This window comes from Variovorax sp. V15 (assembly GCF_041154425.1).
Taxonomy (GTDB): Bacteria; Pseudomonadota; Gammaproteobacteria; order Burkholderiales; family Burkholderiaceae_C; genus Variovorax; species Variovorax guangxiensis.
The window spans coordinates 4,161,596-4,179,341 of record NZ_AP028659.1; the positions used below are offsets into that span (position 1 = coordinate 4,161,596).

Consider the following 17,746-nt stretch of genomic DNA (forward strand, 5'->3'; position numbering starts at 1 on the left):
ATGGCACTTTCGCTGAACCTCCCCACCGCCGGCGGCACGCTCGCGCCCTACGCGCTGCGCGGCACCGCACCGGTGAAGCCCGATGCGGGCGTCAAGTTCAACCGCATCGCCTACTCGGCCGCCCACGTGGTGGCCGACCCGATGGCCGCCATCGACCCGTGGCTGCAGTGCGCGGTCGACTGGGACACCACCATCGCCTACCGTCGCCACCTGTTCTCGCTGGGCCTGGGCGTGGCCGAGGCCATGGACACCGCGCAGCGCGGCATGGGCCTGGACTGGCCCACCTCGCTGGAGCTGATCCGCCGTTCGCTCGATGCCGCGAAGGACGTTCCCGGCGCGCTGGTCGCCTCGGGCTGCGGCACCGACCACCTGGACATCGACAGCGTGAAGAGTGTCGACGACGTGATCCGCGGCTACGAGGAACAGATGGCCGCCATCGAGGCGCTGGGCGGCAAGCTGATCGTCATGGCCAGCCGCGCGCTGGCCCGCGTGGCGAAGAGCCCGGCCGACTACGAGCGGGTGTACGACCGCATCCTGAGCCAGGCGAAGCAGCCGGTGGTGCTGCACTGGCTGGGCGACATGTTCGACCCGGCGCTGGCGGGCTACTGGGGCACGAAGAACGTCGATGCGGCCATGGACACGGCGCTGGGCATCATCGCCGCGCATCCGAGCAAGGTGGACGGGATCAAGATCTCGCTGCTCGACAAGGACAAGGAGATCGCGATGCGCCGCCGCCTGCCGCCGGGCGTGCGCATGTACACCGGCGACGACTTCAACTACGCCGAGCTGATCGCAGGCGACGGCTTCGGCAGCGAGCCCACGCACGGCAAGAGCGACGCGCTGCTGGGCATCTTCGACGCCATCGCGCCCGCCGCGAGCGCGGCCCTCGGTGCGCTGGCACAGGGCGACGAGAAGAAGTTCCATGACATCCTCGGCCCCACGGTGCCGCTGTCGCGCCACATCTTTGCCGCCCCCACGCGCTTCTACAAGACCGGCGTGGTGTTCATGGCCTGGCTCAACGGCCATCAGAAGCACTTCACGATGGTCGGCGGCCAGCAGAGCACGCGCTCGCTGCAGCACTTCGCCGAGCTGTTCAGGCTGGCCGACGCGGCCAACCTGCTGGAGCAGCCCGAACTGGCGGTGCAGCGCATGAAGACCCTGCTGGCTTTGCACGGCGTGGAAGGCTGAAGACGAGCATGCGCGATTTCTCGCAGAACCACGACTGGCTCTCGATCAACACCGCTACCGTGCGCAAGCAGTCGGGCGCAGAGGTGCCGCTGGACCGCATCATCGACCAGTGCGCCGAACGCGGCATCCGCGCCATCAGCCCGTGGCGCGACCAGGTGGCAGCCGTCGGGCTCGACAAGGTGGCGAAGCAGCTGAAGGCGCACGGCATCGGCCTCTCGGGCTACTGCCGCGGCGGCTTTTTTCCGGCGGCCGACACGGCCGGCCTGAAGGCCGCGCTGGACGACAACCGCCGCGCCATCGACGAGGCCAAGACGCTGGATGCGCCCTGCCTCGTGCTGGTCGTCGGCGCCCTGCCCGGCGCGCTCGAAGGCAAGGCCGCCTACAAGGACATCGGCCGCGCCCGCAGCGAAGTGCGCGACGGCATCGCCGCCTCGCTCGAATACGCCCGCGAGGTCGGCATGCCGCTGGCCATCGAGCCCCTGCACCCGATGCAGGCGGCTGACCGCGCATGCATCAACACGCTCGAACATGCGCTCGACCTGTGCGACGAACTCGATGCGGGCAAAAGCGGCATGCTGGGCGTGGCCCTGGACATCTACCACGTGTGGTGGGACCCGAAGCTGCAGCAGCAGATCGCCCGAGCCGGCCGCGAGCGGCTGCTGGCTTATCACGTCTGCGACTGGCTCACGCCTACGCGCGATCTGCTCTCCGATCGCGGGATGATGGGTGATGGTGTAGTCGAGTTGAAGAAGATCCGCGGGTGGGTGGAAGACGCGGGCTTTGCGGGGTTCAGCGAGGTGGAGATTTTTTCGAATCTCGACTGGTGGCAGCGGACTGGCAGCGAGACTCTGGACGTCTGTATCGAGCGGCATAAGCAGGCGGTCTAGAGCCGCTCTGTGCTCGCGTTGTTCGGGGCGCGTGCACAGGGCATCGGGTACTCCCCTCCGCGAATGTCCCCCGCCCTTCGGGCTCCTCCTTTATTTCGCTGCGGGGAGCACCCGATGCCCTGTGCACGATGAGCGCGGCTGTGGCGCTGGCGGTTTGACCGCTGCGGCGAATTGCAGATGGACGTGCAGGGGCGTACCACCCAGCTTTTTGAGGGACGGGCGGGATAGGCAGATGTCCGAAGGGCTGGTGCTGGCAGCGATCGTCATTGGAGTGACTGCGTTCAATGTTCGATTCAGACTGAACCCAAACATTGGCGTTATCACTCGGACGGCACTTCAAAATACGAAGCGACCGTTGCATGCAGCGGATCGCAGGCAAGATCACGAGGGTGCAGATATTCTGTGACAGCTGCTACCAGTACAAGCAGCTTAGGTACCGGCCCAACGAAGCGACGCTCGCCGCACCATGGCCTCCACCAGCTGTTCGAGCAGGCACCATCGGCGCGACAGCGCCTCTGCGCCACATCCCCGTTCTGTTCAAGCCCTCAATCGTGAGCCATCGCGGCCAAGACGCTTTGAATAGATTGCGGCCCGGAACGCCGGCGGGCATCGCGGAGCAATCCCATCGACTCAAGTCGGATCTTCGCTGCGGTGCGTGACACCCCGTAGCGCTCCATCAGGTGGCCTACGACGGCGTCAAAATTCCGTAGGTTGCATGGCTGGTCATCGACATACAGAGGACCATAGCCTCTGTTCGAGATTTCCAGGCTACGCAGCATCTGATGGAAATCGGTAACAACGCAAGTTCGCGGCATCAGAAGGCTCGCGGCAAGTAGATTGGCTTGCAGTTCTAGCCGAGCGACGTCGCTGCCCACGGCGCTCCTCGAAGGCAGTAGGTCGAAGTCGCTATCGTCGCAACTTTCGCGAATCAAGAATCGCCCATGATCCAATAGATGATGCGCAAGCTCATGCGCGAGCGTGAAGCGGTCGCGTCCACGATGCGTCGGCCCGACGGCGAATATTTGAATAGTTGGTGGATCAAACAGGATTCGGCCAAGAACCTGAGTCGCAATGGCCTCCGGCGGAATGGGCACACCTTTTTCAATGACCAATCCTGTGCGTAGCGCCTCGTGGCCGGAGAGCGCATCGAGGTTCACCTCGCCGCCCAAGTATCCGATGGTTGTGAGAGCTTCCATTGCGATGCTCTCGATGTCTTCCAGCTCAAGGAAAGGAACTTGGCTCTTGAGCTTGCTCCGCGGATTGGCGATGCGCCGGACCAGTTCCGGCGTCAACGCGTCATCTAGTAGCAGATCTTCAAAGAAGTCCCAAAGCGAGTTGGTCGCCCGCGCAGGAGACTGCATGTACAGATCGAAGGTTTGGCTCGTGAAATCCTCCCGCGTGAGGGCAGATGCGAGCGCCTCCGCTTGCTCGGCTGCAGGCGTGCGTGCCATAGCGGAAGACGATCGATGCAACTCCCACTTGTGGTTGCCTGGCTCGAAGTAGCGAAGCAATCCGATACCCTTGGACTTCGCGTATTCGACCGTCCCATGCTGGAAGGCAGCCGTTGAAGCGATGATTGCCTTGCTGTTCGCGGCGGCGACCTGTTGGACTTTCGTGAAAAACTCCTCTGCGTCACTGACGGGGACACGGTGTTCGTAGTTCTTGCACTCAACAAGAACGAGTAGGGAGTACTCCCTTGCCCCAGGCAGATACACCTCGATCGCCACGTCGAAAATGATCTTTGAGCCCCGATCCTTTGAGAAGTAGCCCTTCTTCCAGAAAATCTTGCATTGGTCCTTCTTCAGGTAGAAGCGGTCCGCCTCGATCTCAGTCTGGAGCAGGTCCCGAATGATGCGCTCCAGTACATCCCCCTTCTCGGTCGTTGACGAGTGCTTCATTAGATGCCCTAGACGTCTATTGGTATGAGGTTCCAAACTACGATAGCTGGCCACGCATGAGTTCTTCTTGTGGTTCTCGCTGCATACCATCCCCAAAGGGCCGCGGTCTTATAACCGCCTGCAGCGAGTTTTTACTGCTTGCGGCGCGTGTCCAGCCGGCGGTAATCGTGCATTCTCGTGATCTTCGTTATCGCGAGCTGATTAAGTATCCATCAACCATGTGGCGCCGGCCCTGTCTGTGCGCAAAATCTGCCCCTCGTAAATGCCTGCGTATCGCAGGTTTGACCGGCGTTCTTGCACAAGTAAACAGATGCCGATGACACTGGAATCGGCGTGTTGGCCTCAATTTCCGTCAATGACGTTGATCACGGAGCGACCAATCGTGCCCTCTTCTCGGGTACCGCAACGAATTTCCTGCCGAGATCGCAAGTCTTGGCGTCATTCAGCGCGTCCTCATGACGCCCGAGAACATCCACTTGAACTAGCAGATGCTTGCACTGTCCGCCGACGATCCGCTCGGAACACATAGCTGCCATCAAGCCCTCCCCGCAAGCCTCAATCGACCCGAACTCCCTTCACCACGAAGGCTTCAGGCGGGCCGCGAAGTTCGCAGCCCGCAGACCGGCCGCTAACCGCCGGTCTCGAGCGCTGCGTGTCGCGCCTCCTCACTTTCCTGCAACAGTTCGCCAGCCTTGCGAGCGAGATCGGCCGCAAGCCAAAGCAGGTTGTTCAATTGCCGAGGCCCATCCCCGCTGCACCAGTCGATGTCTTCCCCGTGGCAGACCCACAGAAGAGCTTCGAGCTGAGTAAGGGTGTTTTCAAGAAGATCCACCGGGTCTTGGGCGTTTTCTTCGGAAGCTACCGGCGTGCGAGGCCGGGCTATAGTCTTGGTAGCCATTTTTGTGCGTTCCTTCCAAGGTGTTGCACGAACTTGGTTAGACGGCTGGGGTGCTAGTAACACCCTGGCCGTCGCCTTTTGATACCTCGCATCTGCATCGCTGCTTTCGCACCGACGACCTGCCGCGAGGCAAGCAGCCTTCGAACATCTGGATGACTTGAGTGAGTGACGCCTTTCTGCTCCCCTTGCTGGGGTATCGAGTGACAGGGGCATTCACTCTAGAGAAGAACCCGGCAAGGCACCGTGCCATACAGCACGAAGTCGCGAAGACTGCCAACAAATGCAGCTTCCGCAATGCGTCGTGCGCGAGCCTCGTGAACCACGCCCAAGCGGCACTGAACGCTCACGCCGATGGGGTGCCTTGCGCAGCGAAATAAAGGGGGGAGGCCGAAGGCCGGGGGACATTCGCGGAGCAAGGTACCCCATCGGCGTGAGCGCGCCCTGAACGACAACAGGGTCCAACGCAGCAACGCAAAGCGAAAGTCCACCGTCTGTGCTGCAATCCGCCGATGCCTGCCCCGACCCTCGACGACCTGCGCCGCTACGCAGTGGCGCGCACCCTCTTCAAGCCAACGACCCTGCCCGCCGCAATCCGCCGCCTCGGCTTCGTGCAGGCCGATCCGATCCGCGCACCTGCCCGCGCGCAAGACCTCACGCTGCGCCATCGCGTGAAGGACTACCGCGCAGGCGATCTCGAAAACCGCTACACGCGCCTCGCCGTCGAGGAAGACTGCCTGGTCAACTACGGCTTCCTGCCGCGCGAGCATCTGGCGTTGATGCATCCGCGCGAGGCCAGGCAGACATGGGACGCCGACACGCGGCGCAAGGCGGCCGACGTGCTCGCGTACGTGAAGGAGCATGGCCCGGTGCATCCGCGCCAGGTCGAGCAGCATTTCGCGCACGGCCGCGTCAAGAACTACTGGGGCGGCTCCAGCAACGCGACCACGCATCTGCTCGACGGCATGCACTACCGCGGCATGCTGCGCGTGGTGCGGCGCGACAGCGGCACGCGCGTCTACGAGGCGGTGACGCACGAGCCCGCCGACGACAGCCCTGCCGGCCGCGCCTGGCGTGCGGCGGCGCTCATCGAACTGGTGGTGCGCAAGTACGCGCCGCTGCCTGCATCGAGCCTCACGTACCTCGTGCGGCTGCTCGGCTACGGTGCGCCGCATCTTTCGGCGCAGACGCAGGCGGCGCTGCGCATCGCGCGCGAAGAGCTCGCCAGCTGCAGCATCGACGGCACCACCTGGTTCTGGCCCGCCGACGAAAACCCGGCCTCGCGCCGCCACGCGCCCGACGACGCGGTGCGCCTGCTCGCGCCCTTCGACCCTGTCGTGTGGGACCGCCGCCGCTTCGAGCTGCTCTGGGGCTGGACCTACAAGTTCGAGGCCTACACGCCCGTGCCCAAGCGCCAGTTCGGCTACTACGCGCTGCCGATGCTGTGGCACGACCGCGTGATCGGCTGGGCCAACTTCGGCAGCTCGCCCGAGGGCCGGCTGAAGCCAGTGTTCGGCTATGCCGACAAGAGGCCGCGCGACGCGGAATTCCGTGCGGCGCTCGACGACGAACTGCAGCGCATGACGCTGTTTCTCGCCGGGCGCTGACGTCTTTCTTCCTATAATCGCCGGCCTCAGCCAGCCGCCCGCAACGGGCGCCAGCCGTCTTCGAAGGAACGAAGACCGCAGCCGAAAAAGCTGCCCGCGACGACGCAACAAGAACCCACAAAACACACCGGCCGCCAGCCCGAAGCGAGCCGCCGGTTGCGCTCGTCCGGATCGACGGAATCACCGGATCAGAGACGAGAAGCCATGGCGCGCCCACATCCGGCGCGCGCCGCAGCCACTCCCCCCAAACGCAGGACACAGGAGAAGCTGCACATGACATCGAAGAAGCATCGGCGCCCGGCTTGGCGCCCCACCTGGCGCATTTCGCATACCCGCCGCGCCACGCTCGCTGCAACCGCAATGGCGCTGGGCGCCTCCATACCAGCCTACGCCGAGGAAAAAGACGAATCCGCCGAGACCCGCAAGGCCCTGCCGACCATCACCGTGACCGGTGACGCGGTCGAGAGCGCGACCGGCCCGGTGACCGGCTTCGTCGCCAGGCGCGGCGGCACCGCCACCAAGACCGACACGCCGCTGATCGAGACGCCGCAGGCCATCTCGGTGGTCACGCGCGACCAGATGGAGGCGCAGAGCGCGCTCACGCTGCGCGAGACCACCAACTACACGGCGGGCGTGGTGTCGAGCAACTTCGACAGCCGCGTCGACCGCTTCAAGGTGCGCGGCGGCGATGCCATCGAGTACCTCGACGGGCTGCAGCGCAGCTACGGCACGTACAACACCACGCGCGCCGATCCGTACACGCTGGAGCGCGTCGAGCTGCTGCGCGGGCCCTCTTCGGTGCTCTACGGCCAGGGCGGCATCGGTGGCGTGCTGAACCTGGTGTCGAAGCGCCCGCAGGCCGAGCGGCAGCGCGAGGTGCAGGTGCAGCTGGGCAGCCACAACCGCAAGCAGGTCGCGGCCGACTTCACCGGGCCGCTGGACACCGAAGGCAAGTGGCTCTACCGCCTGGTGGCCGTCAACCGCGACAGCGGCACGCAAGTCGACCACGTGCCCGACGACCGCATCCTGCTGGCGCCCTCGCTCACCTGGCGCCCGAGCGCCGACACTTCGCTCACGCTGCAAGCGCTCTACCAGAAGGACAAGAGCGGCTCGCTGATCGGCTTCTTCCCTTGGCAGGGCACGCTGCTGCCCTCGCTGTACGGCCAGATTCCCACCTCGACCTTCACCGGCGAGCCGGGCTTCGACCGCTTCGACACGCGCAACACCTCGCTGGGCTACCTGTTCAGCCATCGCTTCAACGACACCTGGACCTTCAGGCAGAACCTGCGCTCGACCGAGAGCAAGGTGGTCTACAACTCCTCGTACACCAGCTTCACTGCCAACCGGCTCACGGGGCGCCCGGCACGGCCGGTGTTCAATGCCGACCAGCGCACCATCGAGCGCGACCTGATCGTGCAGCTCAACGGCGGCAAGATGCTGCTGCTCGACAACCAGGCCGAGGCGCACTTCAAGACCGGCGCGGCGGAGCACATGCTGCTCCTCGGCGCGGACTTCCAGCGCAACGAGACCTCGCAGTTCACCGGCCGCGGCCGCGCGGGCGCGCTCGACGTCTACGCGCCGGTGTACGGCAACTACTCCGCGCCCACCTTCCTCACGCGGCAGCCCGCGGTGCTGCAGAAGCAGGCCGGCATCTACGTGCAGGACCAGGTCAAGTACGGCCGCTGGATCGGCCTGCTCGGCCTGCGCCACGACAAGGCCACCACCGACACCGAAGGCCGCCCTGCGGTGGCGGTCGACGACAAGGCCACCACCAAGCGCGCCGGCCTCGTCTACCTGGCCGATGGCGGATGGGCGCCCTACCTGAGCTATGCCGAGTCGTTCCTGCCGCTGGGCGGCGCGGACGTGAACAACAAGCCCTTCAAGCCGCAGCGCGGCAAGCAGTGGGAAGCCGGCGTGAAGTGGGAGCCCGAAGGCCAGCGCACCTCGTTCCTGGCGGCGGTGTACGACCTGCGCGACACCAACCGCAAGACCACCGACCCGACCAATCCGCTCAACAGCGTGCAGCTCGGCGAGGTGCACGTGAAGGGGCTGGAGCTCGAATACAAGGGCAGCATCGGGCGCGACTGGGACTGGGTCGCCTCCTACGCCTACACCGATGCGCGCGTGTCGCACAGCACCGGCTCCGACCTGGGCAAGCGCATCTCCGGCGTGCCGAAGCACACGGCCTCGGCATGGCTGATGCGGCGCTTCTCCATCGGCGGCGTGCCCGGCTTCTCGCTGGGCGGCGGCGTGCGCTACCTCGGCAAGTCGTACGACGGCATGGACGCCAACCCGGTGCCTTCGGTCACGCTGCTGGACGCGATGATCGCCTGGGACAACGGCCCGCTGCGCCTGTCGCTCAACGTGGGCAACCTGACCGACAAGGTTCAGCTGACCACCTGCCTCGCGCGCGGCGACTGCTTCTACGGCCAGCGCCGTACCGTGACTGCGGCGGCCACGTATCGCTTCTGAGCAAAGCCCTCGCCCAGGCGAAGGTCTGGCGCGGGGGCGACAGGCCCCTGCGGCGGGCGCCGCCTAGAATCGCCCCGCTGTCCGGCTCGCCGGGCGGCAAGCGTTCTCAGGGCGGGGCGAAATTCCCCACCGGCGGTGATGGCGGCATGTTCCGGAAGGAAAGGCAGCACAAGCCCGCGAGCGCCTGGGGCTCGCAATGAGTTCCAGGGTCAGCAGATTTCGGTGTGATTCCGAAGCCGACGGTCACAGTCCGGATGAAAGAGAGCGCGAAATGCGGGTCGGCCCGCGCGCTGCGCTTTTTCAGGCGAACCGGCGCGCGAGCGGGCTCGCTGTTTCGTGCGCCCTGATTCAGGAAACCTGCTTTCTTCAAGAGGCACACCATGAGTCAGATCAACGACCTTCCCCTTTCCGCCGTCACCGCGTCGGGTTCGCCGCGCGGCACGCGCATCGCATTCGTCGAGGCGCAGTGGCATTCCGACATCGTCCACCAGGCGCGCGACGCCTTCCTCGAGGAGATGGAGCGCCAGGGCGTGGCGCGCGACCTCATCGACATCTTCGACGTGCCGGGCGCCTTCGAGATTCCGCTGCACGCCAAGCGGCTCGCCAACTCGGGCAAGTACGCGGCCATCGTCGGCTGCGCGCTGGTGGTCGACGGCGGCATCTACCGCCACGAGTTCGTGGCGAACACGGTGGTCAGCACGCTGATGTCGCTGCAGCTGGAAACCGACGTGCCGATCTTCTCGGCCGTGCTCACGCCGCACCACTTCCACGAGCACGTGGAGCACCGCAAGTACTTCCACCGCCATTTCGCGGTGAAGGGCACGGAAGTGGCCGAGGCCTGCGTGAAGACGCTCGAAGGGCTGAAGAAGGTGGACGCGCTTCTGGCCGCCTGACCTACGTGACATCGGGGGCGGGCCTGCGTAACCTGCGCGGATGAACGCTCCATCCACCTCCGCCCGCGAAGACCGCTACACCCTCTACGGCGCCCCCGGCTCGGGCGCCACGCCCGTGCACGCCGCGCTCACGCTGATCGGCGCGCAGGTCGAGACCGTCGACATCGCCCCGTGGGAGGGCGATGCCGAGCGCGAGCGGGTCGCCGGCGTCAACCCGATGCGGCAGGTGCCGGCGCTCGTGCTGCCTTCGGGCGAGGTGATGACCGAGAGCGCGGCCATCCTGCTCTGGCTGGGCGACCGCTATCCCGAGGCCGGACTCTGCCCCGCACCCGACGACCCGCTGCGTGCGCGCTACCTGCGCTGGATGGTCTACCTGCCGGCCGCCATCTATTCGATGTTCTGGGTGCGCGACGAGCCTTCGCGCCTGGTGCCCGACCCGGCGGCTCAGCCGGCGATGCTCGAACGCACCGCCGAGCGCATCGCGCATTGCTGGCAGTTGATGGATTCGCAGATCGACGAGCCCGCGCCCTACCTGCTGGGCGAGAAGATCAGCATGCTCGACCTGTACGTGACCGTGGTGTCGCGCTGGACGCCGCGCCGCAGGCGCTTCTATCGCGTGGCGCCGCGCATGGCGCAGGTGGTGCGCCGTGTGGATGCCGACCCGCGCCTGGCGGAATTCTGGGCGGCGCGGTTTCCGTTCTCGATGGACGCACAGGAAAGCTGAGCAGCGCCTGTTTTCTATCATCGGCACCATGACCGCACGCACGCCCACCACCGCCTACCCGATGACGATCTACCACAAGCCCAACTGCAGCACGTCGCGCAACGTGCTGCAGTTGATCCGCGAAAGCGGCGTGGAGCCCGAGATCGTTCTCTATCTTGAAACGCCGCCCTCGAAGAAGAAGCTGCGCGAGCTCTCCAAGGCCATGGGCATGGGCGCGCGCGACCTGCTGCGCACCAAGGAGGCTCCCTACGAGGAGCTGAACCTCGCCGATCCGAAATGGACCGACGAACAGATCTTCGACTTCATCGTGGAGCACCCGATCCTGCTGCAGCGGCCCATCGTGGTGTCGCCGCGCGGCACGCTGATGTGCCGGCCGTGGGAGCGGGTGCGCGAGATCCTGCCGGCCTGAGGCTCAGTCTGCGCGTTGCGCGAGGCCCCAGGCGACGTGCTCGCGCACCAGTTCGCTCGGGTGCTCTGCCCGCGTCGCCAGCGCTTCCTTCGCACCACCCTCGCCCGCCCGTGCCGCGTTGCCCAGCGCCACCGCGATGTTGCGCAGCCAGCGCTCGTGGCCGATGCGGCGGATCGGGCTGCCTTCGGTGCGGCGCAAAAAGTCCTGTTCGGTCCACGCGAACAGATCGGCCAGCGTGCGGCCGGTGAGCTCTTTGCGCGCGTCGAAGTCGGGCAGCGTGCTCTTCTTCGCGAACTTGTTCCAGGGGCAGATCAACTGGCAGTCGTCGCAGCCATAGATGCGGTTGGCCATCAGCGGACGCAGTTCGACCGGAATGGAACCGCCGTGCTCGATGGTGAGGTACGAAATGCAGCGGCGCGCATCGAGCCGCTTCGGCGCCACGATGGCTTGCGTCGGGCACACGTCGATGCAGGCGCTGCAGCTGCCGCAGTGCGCGGTGACGGGCTCGCTGGGCGGCAGTTCCATGTCGACGTAGATCTCGCCCAGGAAGAACATCGAGCCCGCGTCGCGGTCGAGCACCAGCGTGTGCTTGCCGCGCCAGCCCTGGCCGCTGCGCGAGGCGAGTTCTGCCTCGAGCACGGGGGCCGAGTCGGTGAAGGCGCGATGGCCGAAGGGGCCGACCTCCTCGGCGATGCGCTCGGCCAGCTTCGCGAGACGGTTGCGCAGCACCTTGTGATAGTCGCGGCCCCGGGCGTAGACCGACACGATGGCCTCGCCGGGCCGCTTCAGCCGGTCGAACTCGATGGCCTGCCACTCGGGCTCGGTGCTGCGCGGCAGGTAGTCCATGCGCGCGGTGATCACGCTGACCGTGCCCGGCACCAGCTCGGCCGGGCGCGCGCGGCGCGTGCCGTGCGTTTCCATGTATTGCATCTCGCCATGGAACCCATGGGCCAGCCATTGCATCAGACCGGCCTCGGCGCTCGATAAATCGACGCCCGCGATTCCGATTTGGGAGAATCCGAGTTCCCTGGCCAAGGCCTGAATACGAACAACGAGTGGATGGCTGACGATCACTTGCCGATTGTAGAAACGCACAAAAGCACCCGCAGCCTGCGCTGGTGCAGCGAAGCCGACACCGAAGCCTTCGCGAAGGCGCTGGCCGCATCACCCGCATTGCGCGACGCCTTCATCGAACTGCATGGCGACCTCGGCGCCGGCAAGACCACCTTCGTACGCCACCTGCTTCGCGCCCTGGGCATCACCGGGCGCATCAAGAGCCCCACCTACGCGGTGGTCGAGCCCCACGAGGCGCCCGACGGGCTGCAGATCTTCCATTTCGACTTCTATCGCTTCGCCGATCCGCGCGAATGGGACGACGCCGGCTTCCGCGACATCTTCGCCGGGCCGGGCCTCAAGCTGGCCGAGTGGCCGGACAACGCCGCTGGCCGTACGCCAATTGCCGACCTCGCTATTAAAATAGAAGCAATGACTGACGACACACGCAGCGTGACCCTCTTGGCGAACACCGCTCGCGGCAGCGATCTGCTGGCGCGCATCGCCGCATGAAGGCGGCCGGCCTCAAACGGCGCGTGCTGCTGCAGGGCGGCAGCATCGCGCTGATGCTCGGCGTGCACCAGATCGCACGCGGCGCCACCATCCTCGCAGTGCGCGTGTGGCCCGCCGCCGACTACACGCGCGTGACCATCGAATCCGACGCACGCCTGAACTCGCAGCAGCTCGTGGTGGGCAGCCCGCCTCGGCTGGCCGTCGACATCGAGGGCATCGACCTCAACCCCGAACTGCGCGAGCTGGTCGGCAAGATCAAGCCCGGCGACCCGTACATCAACGGCCTGCGCGTGGGGCAGAACGCACCGAAGGTGGTGCGCATCGTGTTCGACCTGAAGCAGGCCGTGGTGCCGCAGGTGTTCTCGCTCGCGCCCGTGGCCGCCTACAAGCACCGGCTGGTGCTCGACCTGTACCCCGAGCAGGCGATCGACCCGATGGAAGCGCTGATCGCCGAGCGCCTGCGCGATGCACCGCGCGCTTCGGGCGGAGGCTCCGCGGTCGCCGTCGCGCCGCCGCCAACCGCGCCTGCACCGGCCGCCGATCCGCTCGGCGACCTGATGGCGCAGCAGTCGATGCGACCCGGCCCGCAATCGCCGCCTCCCGCCGCAACGGCCGGCGGCGAAAGGCCCGTGACACCGCCACCGCCTCCCGTGGTGGCCGCCGCGCCTGCCAGACCCCCTGCGCCGTCAGCACCGCCCGTGCCGCCCCCACCACCGGTTGCAGCCACGGCCAATCGCACCGACCGCATCATCATCGTGGCGCTCGACCCCGGCCACGGCGGCGAAGACCCTGGCGCCATCGGCCCGAACGGCACGCGCGAAAAAGACATCGTGCTGCAGGTGGCCCACCGCCTGCGCCAGCGCATCAACGCGAGCAGCGTGAACGGCAGCCCCATGCGCGCCTTCCTCACGCGCGACGCCGACTTCTTCGTGCCGCTGGGCGTGCGCGTGCAGAAGGCGCGGCGCGTGCAGGCCGACCTGTTCGTGAGCATCCATGCCGACGCATTCACCACGCCCGCCGCGCGCGGCGCCAGCGTGTTCGCGCTGAGCCAGAGCGGCGCCTCCAGCAGCGCCGCACGGTGGCTCGCCAACAAGGAGAACGACGCCGACCGCGTCGGCGGCGTGAACGTGGGCAACCACGAGGCCCAGGTGCAGCGAGCGCTGCTCGACATGAGCACCACCGCGCAGATCAACGACAGCCTGAAGCTCGGCGGCGCGATGCTCGGCGAGATCAAGGGCATCGGCGCGCGGCTGCACAAGGGCCAGGTCGAACAGGCCGGCTTCGCCGTGCTGAAGGCGCCCGACATTCCGAGCGTGCTGGTGGAAACCGCCTTCATCAGCAATCCGGAAGAAGAAGCCAACCTGCGCCGTGTCGACTACCAGGAGAACCTGGCCGACGCACTGATGCGCGGCATCCAGCGCTACTTCGCGCAGAACCCGCCGCTGGCGCGCAGCCGGCAGCTCTGATCGCGCTCCGGCCCCGCCGCTTCCGGCTGTAGGGCCAAAGCATGCACTCCTGTCCCACGCGGTGCGCCCCGCGAGGCCGCACAGGCACGTGCGGCTGGTTCCTACACGGCGCACCGGGGTGCTTTGGACATGATGAACCATCACTCATCGAAAGGTGGACATCATGAACACACGTCTCTGGATCGCTGCAGCCGCAGCCACTTCGGTCATGACCATTGCGGGTTGCGCAAGCGGTCCCAATCAGAACCTTGGGACCGGCGTAGGCGCCGTGGGCGGCGCTCTGGTGGGCAATGCCATCGGCGGCAACACCGCGAGCACCGTGGGCGGCGCGGCCATCGGCGGCCTCATCGGCAACCAGGTCGGCCGCAATGCCGACGAACGCAACTATTACAACCAGCAACGCTATCCGCGCGGCAGCGGCTACTACCCGGGCAACGGGCCGAACTACTGATGCACGGTCTGGACAACGGGCCTGAATAAAAAAGCGCGCCCCCGGGCGCGCTTTTTCATTGGTTGGCGAAGTCGGATCAGGCCTGCGAGGCCTGGGCCTCCCTCGCCTTCTCGGCCTTGGAGGCGCGCCACGCGCCGTAGATCGCCAGAAGGCCCGGTACGAAGATCAGCGCCCAGATGATCTTGTCCAGATGCTGGCGCACGAAAGGCAGGTTGCCGAAGAAGTAGCCGGCGGTGGCGATGCCCAGCACCCAGATCAGCCCGCCCACCACGTTGAACATCGTGAACTTCGCGCGGTTCATCTCGGCCACGCCGGCCACGAAGGGCGCGAAGGTGCGGATGAAGGGCATGAAGCGCGCGAGGATGATGGTGATGCCACCGTAGCGCTCGTAGAAGGCATGGGCCTGGTCGAAAGCCTTGCGGTTGAAGAAGCGCGAGTTCTCCCACTGGAACACCTTCGGCCCGAAGTAGCGCCCGATGGAGTAGTTGCACTGGTCGCCCAGGATCGCGGCCGCGATCAGGATGCCGCACGCCAGCGGATAGTTCATGAGCCCCGCGCCGCACAGCGCGCCGACGATGAAGAGCAGCGAGTCGCCCGGCAGGAACGGCATCACCACCGCGCCGGTTTCCACGAAGACGATGAGGAACAGCAAGGCATAGACCCAGGGGCCGTAGGCGATGACGAAGGCCTCGAGGTGCTTGTCGACGTGAAGGATGAAGTCGACGAGAAAGCTGATGATTTCCATGGGCGCGGATTATCCTTGCTCGACCTCGACGCACTCGCGAATCACCCCATGCTGCACATACGCGCCGCCACGGATGCGGACTGGCCCGCCATCTGGTCCGTCCTGGAACCCACCTTCCGCCGCGCGGACACCTACACGTATCCGCCCGACGTGACCGAGGAACAGGCACGCCACTCGTGGACGAAGGTGCCCACGGCGATCTTCGTCGCCTGCAACGACCGGGGTGCGGTGCTCGGCACCTACGTCCTGCGACCCAACCAGCCGGGCCAGGGCTCGCACGTAAGCAATTGCGGTTACGTCGTGTCCGACGCGGCGCGCGGCATGGGTGTCGCATCGGCCCTGTGCGCACACTCGCAGCAGGAGGCCCTGCGCATGGGTTTTCGCGCGATGCAGTTCAACTTCGTCGTGTCCACCAACGAAGGCGCGGTGCGCCTGTGGCGCAAGATGGGCTTCGAGATCGTCGGCACGCTGCCGGGCGCGTTCAGGCATCCGCGGCACGGCTTCGTGGATGCCTACGTGATGTTCAAGCAGCTGCAGCAGCCCTGAGCGGACGCCTCGGAACCCGCGCTTTTAGAATGCCCCGGTGAGCGCCCTCCCCACCACCATCTCCCCCCCACAACGCCGCCCGATCCGCGAGCTTCCCGACGAGTTGATCAGCCAGATCGCCGCCGGTGAAGTCGTCGAGCGTCCGGCCTCGGTGGTGCGCGAGCTGCTGGACAACGCGCTGGACGCAGGTGCCGGCCAGATCACGGTGCGGCTGGCTTCGGGCGGCGTGCGGCTGATCTCCGTGGAAGACGATGGCCTGGGCATCCCCCGCGAGGAACTCACGGTGGCGCTGCGCCGCCACGCGACCAGCAAGATCGCCAGCCTCGACGACCTGGAGACGGTCGGCACGATGGGCTTTCGCGGCGAGGCGCTGGCCGCCATCAATGCGATTGCCGAGCTCAGCATTCTTTCGCGCTTCGCGGGCTCCGATTCGGCCTTCGCGCTCGACGGGCGCACCGGCGAGCTGCGGCCCGTGGCCCGCTCAGCCGGCACCACCGTCGAAGTGCGCGAGCTGTTCTTCGCGACCCCCGCGCGCCGCAAATTCCTGAAGACGGACGCCACCGAGCTGGCCCATTGCATCGAGGCGGTGCGCCGCCATGCGCTGGCGCGGCCCGAGGTGGGCTTCTCGATCTGGCACGACGGCAAGCTGGTCGAGCAGTGGCGCGCAGCCGCCACGCGCGAGCAGCGGCTGGCCGATGCGCTGAGCGACGAGTTCGTATCGCAGAGCGTGGCCGTCGCACGCGAAGGCGGCGCGGTGCGCGTGGTCGGCCGCGCGGGCATTCCCGACGCGGCGCGTTCGCGCGGCGATCATCAGTTCTTCTACGTCAACGGACGCTTCGTGCGCGACAAGGTGCTGTCGCACGCGGTGCGCAGCGCGTATGAAGACGTGCTGCACGGCCAGCGCCAGCCGGTGTATGCGCTGTACCTCGAAATCGATCCGTCGCGCGTCGACGTGAACGTGCATCCGACCAAGATCGAAGTGCGCTTTCGCGACGGGCGCGAGGTGCACCAGGCCGTACGCCATGCCGTCGAGGACGCGCTGGCGGCTCCGCGCGCCAATGACGCGACAGCGCCGGCAGGCGCGCCGCAGCCATTCTTCAAGCAGGCGCCGCTGCCCCCGAACGCAAGCTGGGCCCAGCCGGCCATGGATTTCACGCCGCGCGAACGCGGCACCGGCGATTTCGAGGCGATGTGGCCCCAGCGCAGCGAGCAGCCGCGGCAGGTTGCTCTGCATGCGGCGGAACCTTCCGCGCCGCCACCCTGGCCCGCTGCCAGCGCGGCGCCGGCAAGCTTCCAGGCTCCGAGCGGACTTCCCCTTGCGCCGAGCCCTGGCACGCAGTCCATCGCCAACAACGACGAGGCCTGGCCGCTGGGCCGCCCGCTGGCCCAGCTGCAGGGGGTGTACATCCTGGCCGAGAACAGCCAGGGCCTGGTGATCGTCGACATGCACGCGGCACACGAGCGCATCGTCTACGAGCGGCTCAAGACGCAGCTCGACGGCGCTGCCATCAGCAGCCAGCCGCTGCTGATTCCGGCGACCTTCGCTGCCACGCCGCAGGAAGTGGCCACGGCCGAGGCCTGCGCCGAGGTGCTGCCGACGCTGGGGCTGGAGATCACGCCCTTTTCGGCGCGCACGCTCGCGGTGCGCGCCGTGCCCGGAACGCTGGCCGACGGCGATCCGGTGGAACTCGCACGCAGCGTGCTGGCCGAACTGGGCCAGCACGACGCCAGCACGGTGGTGCAGCGCGCCCAGAACGAACTGCTCTCCACCATGGCCTGCCACGGCGCGGTGCGGGCCAACCGCAAGCTCACCATCGACGAGATGAACGCGCTGCTGCGCCAGATGGAGGCCACCGAGCGTTCGGACCAGTGCAACCACGGCCGGCCGACCTGGCGCCAGCTTTCGGTGCGCGAGCTGGATTCGCTCTTCATGCGTGGCCGATAAGCAGCGAAACCCCGGTCGATCCGCGGTTTTCGGACATTTTTAAGCCTTTTTTCT

16 protein-coding genes and 1 riboswitch are annotated in these 17,746 nt (G+C 66.6%); of the genes, 12 read left to right on the forward strand and 4 right to left on the reverse strand.

All coding sequences use genetic code 11. The features are described from left to right. Positions 1-1,188, forward strand: a complete 1,188-nt coding sequence (locus ACAM57_RS19795; protein ID WP_369658606.1) for a dihydrodipicolinate synthase family protein — start codon at positions 1-3, stop codon at positions 1,186-1,188. 8 nt (positions 1,189-1,196) lie between these two features. Next, a complete protein-coding gene (locus ACAM57_RS19800; protein WP_369658607.1) occupies positions 1,197-2,075 on the forward strand; it encodes a sugar phosphate isomerase/epimerase family protein in 879 nt (292 codons plus the stop codon). Between the two features lie 545 nt (positions 2,076-2,620). On the opposite strand, the gene ACAM57_RS19805 is transcribed toward ACAM57_RS19800, so the two are convergent. Together ACAM57_RS19805 and ACAM57_RS19810 are read right to left on the reverse strand one after the other, a co-directional pair. Beyond that, positions 2,621-3,973, reverse strand: a complete 1,353-nt coding sequence (locus ACAM57_RS19805) for an ImmA/IrrE family metallo-endopeptidase (RefSeq protein WP_369658608.1) — start codon at positions 3,971-3,973, stop codon at positions 2,621-2,623. Positions 3,974-4,601: 628 nt separating this feature from the next. Further along, positions 4,602-4,871, reverse strand: coding sequence for a hypothetical protein (locus tag ACAM57_RS19810; RefSeq protein WP_369658609.1), 270 nt, complete (start codon positions 4,869-4,871; stop codon positions 4,602-4,604). A 509-nt stretch (positions 4,872-5,380) separates the two neighbouring features. Here ACAM57_RS19810 and ACAM57_RS19815 point away from each other — a divergent pair. The 5 genes from ACAM57_RS19815 (at position 5,381) to arsC (ending at position 10,973) form a co-directional block, all read left to right on the forward strand. Beyond that, positions 5,381-6,475, forward strand: coding sequence for a crosslink repair DNA glycosylase YcaQ family protein (locus ACAM57_RS19815; RefSeq protein ID WP_369658610.1), 1,095 nt, complete (start codon positions 5,381-5,383; stop codon positions 6,473-6,475). Positions 6,476-6,748: 273 nt separating this feature from the next. Beyond that, positions 6,749-8,947: a TonB-dependent siderophore receptor gene (locus ACAM57_RS19820; RefSeq protein ID WP_369658611.1), complete on the forward strand. Its 2,199-nt coding sequence runs from the start codon at positions 6,749-6,751 to the stop codon at positions 8,945-8,947. 98 nt (positions 8,948-9,045) lie between these two features. After that, positions 9,046-9,217: riboswitch (FMN riboswitch) on the forward strand. A gap of 110 nt (positions 9,218-9,327) precedes the next feature. Then, the gene (locus tag ACAM57_RS19825) at positions 9,328-9,840 is read left to right on the forward strand and encodes a 6,7-dimethyl-8-ribityllumazine synthase (RefSeq protein ID WP_369658612.1); all 513 of its coding nucleotides are present in this window, start codon (positions 9,328-9,330) and stop codon (positions 9,838-9,840) included. Between the two features lie 40 nt (positions 9,841-9,880). Beyond that, a complete protein-coding gene (locus ACAM57_RS19830) occupies positions 9,881-10,564 on the forward strand; it encodes a glutathione S-transferase family protein (RefSeq protein ID WP_369658613.1) in 684 nt (227 codons plus the stop codon). A gap of 28 nt (positions 10,565-10,592) precedes the next feature. Then, positions 10,593-10,973 (forward strand): arsenate reductase (glutaredoxin), encoded by a 381-nt coding sequence (arsC, locus tag ACAM57_RS19835; RefSeq protein ID WP_369658614.1) that lies wholly within the window; start codon positions 10,593-10,595, stop codon positions 10,971-10,973. A gap of 3 nt (positions 10,974-10,976) precedes the next feature. Here the strand turns inward: arsC and queG are convergent, their stop codons facing one another. Then, positions 10,977-12,047: a tRNA epoxyqueuosine(34) reductase QueG gene (gene queG, locus ACAM57_RS19840; protein ID WP_369658615.1), complete on the reverse strand. Its 1,071-nt coding sequence runs from the start codon at positions 12,045-12,047 to the stop codon at positions 10,977-10,979. Here queG and tsaE point away from each other — a divergent pair. The 3 genes from tsaE (at position 12,033) to ACAM57_RS19855 (ending at position 14,456) form a co-directional block, all read left to right on the forward strand. Continuing rightward, positions 12,033-12,539, forward strand: a complete 507-nt coding sequence (gene tsaE / locus ACAM57_RS19845) for a tRNA (adenosine(37)-N6)-threonylcarbamoyltransferase complex ATPase subunit type 1 TsaE (RefSeq protein WP_369658616.1) — start codon at positions 12,033-12,035, stop codon at positions 12,537-12,539. The two genes, queG and tsaE, sit on opposite strands and share 15 nt — an antisense overlap. Further along, a complete protein-coding gene (locus ACAM57_RS19850) occupies positions 12,536-14,005 on the forward strand; it encodes an N-acetylmuramoyl-L-alanine amidase (RefSeq protein ID WP_369658617.1) in 1,470 nt (489 codons plus the stop codon). Before tsaE ends, ACAM57_RS19850 begins: the two co-directional genes overlap by 4 nt. A gap of 163 nt (positions 14,006-14,168) precedes the next feature. After that, positions 14,169-14,456: a glycine zipper domain-containing protein gene (locus ACAM57_RS19855; protein ID WP_126018379.1), complete on the forward strand. Its 288-nt coding sequence runs from the start codon at positions 14,169-14,171 to the stop codon at positions 14,454-14,456. 76 nt (positions 14,457-14,532) lie between these two features. On the opposite strand, the gene ACAM57_RS19860 is transcribed toward ACAM57_RS19855, so the two are convergent. Continuing rightward, entirely contained in the window at positions 14,533-15,201 is a 669-nt protein-coding gene (locus ACAM57_RS19860) for a DedA family protein (protein ID WP_126018377.1), read from the reverse strand. Between the two features lie 48 nt (positions 15,202-15,249). Here ACAM57_RS19860 and ACAM57_RS19865 point away from each other — a divergent pair, with 48 nt between their 5' ends. Further along, positions 15,250-15,747, forward strand: coding sequence for an N-acetyltransferase family protein (locus ACAM57_RS19865; RefSeq protein WP_369658618.1), 498 nt, complete (start codon positions 15,250-15,252; stop codon positions 15,745-15,747). A gap of 37 nt (positions 15,748-15,784) precedes the next feature. Beyond that, on the forward strand, positions 15,785-17,692 hold the full coding sequence (mutL, locus tag ACAM57_RS19870) for a DNA mismatch repair endonuclease MutL (RefSeq protein ID WP_369658619.1): 1,908 nt from the start codon (positions 15,785-15,787) through the stop codon (positions 17,690-17,692). The last annotated feature ends 54 nt before the right edge of the window (positions 17,693-17,746 follow it).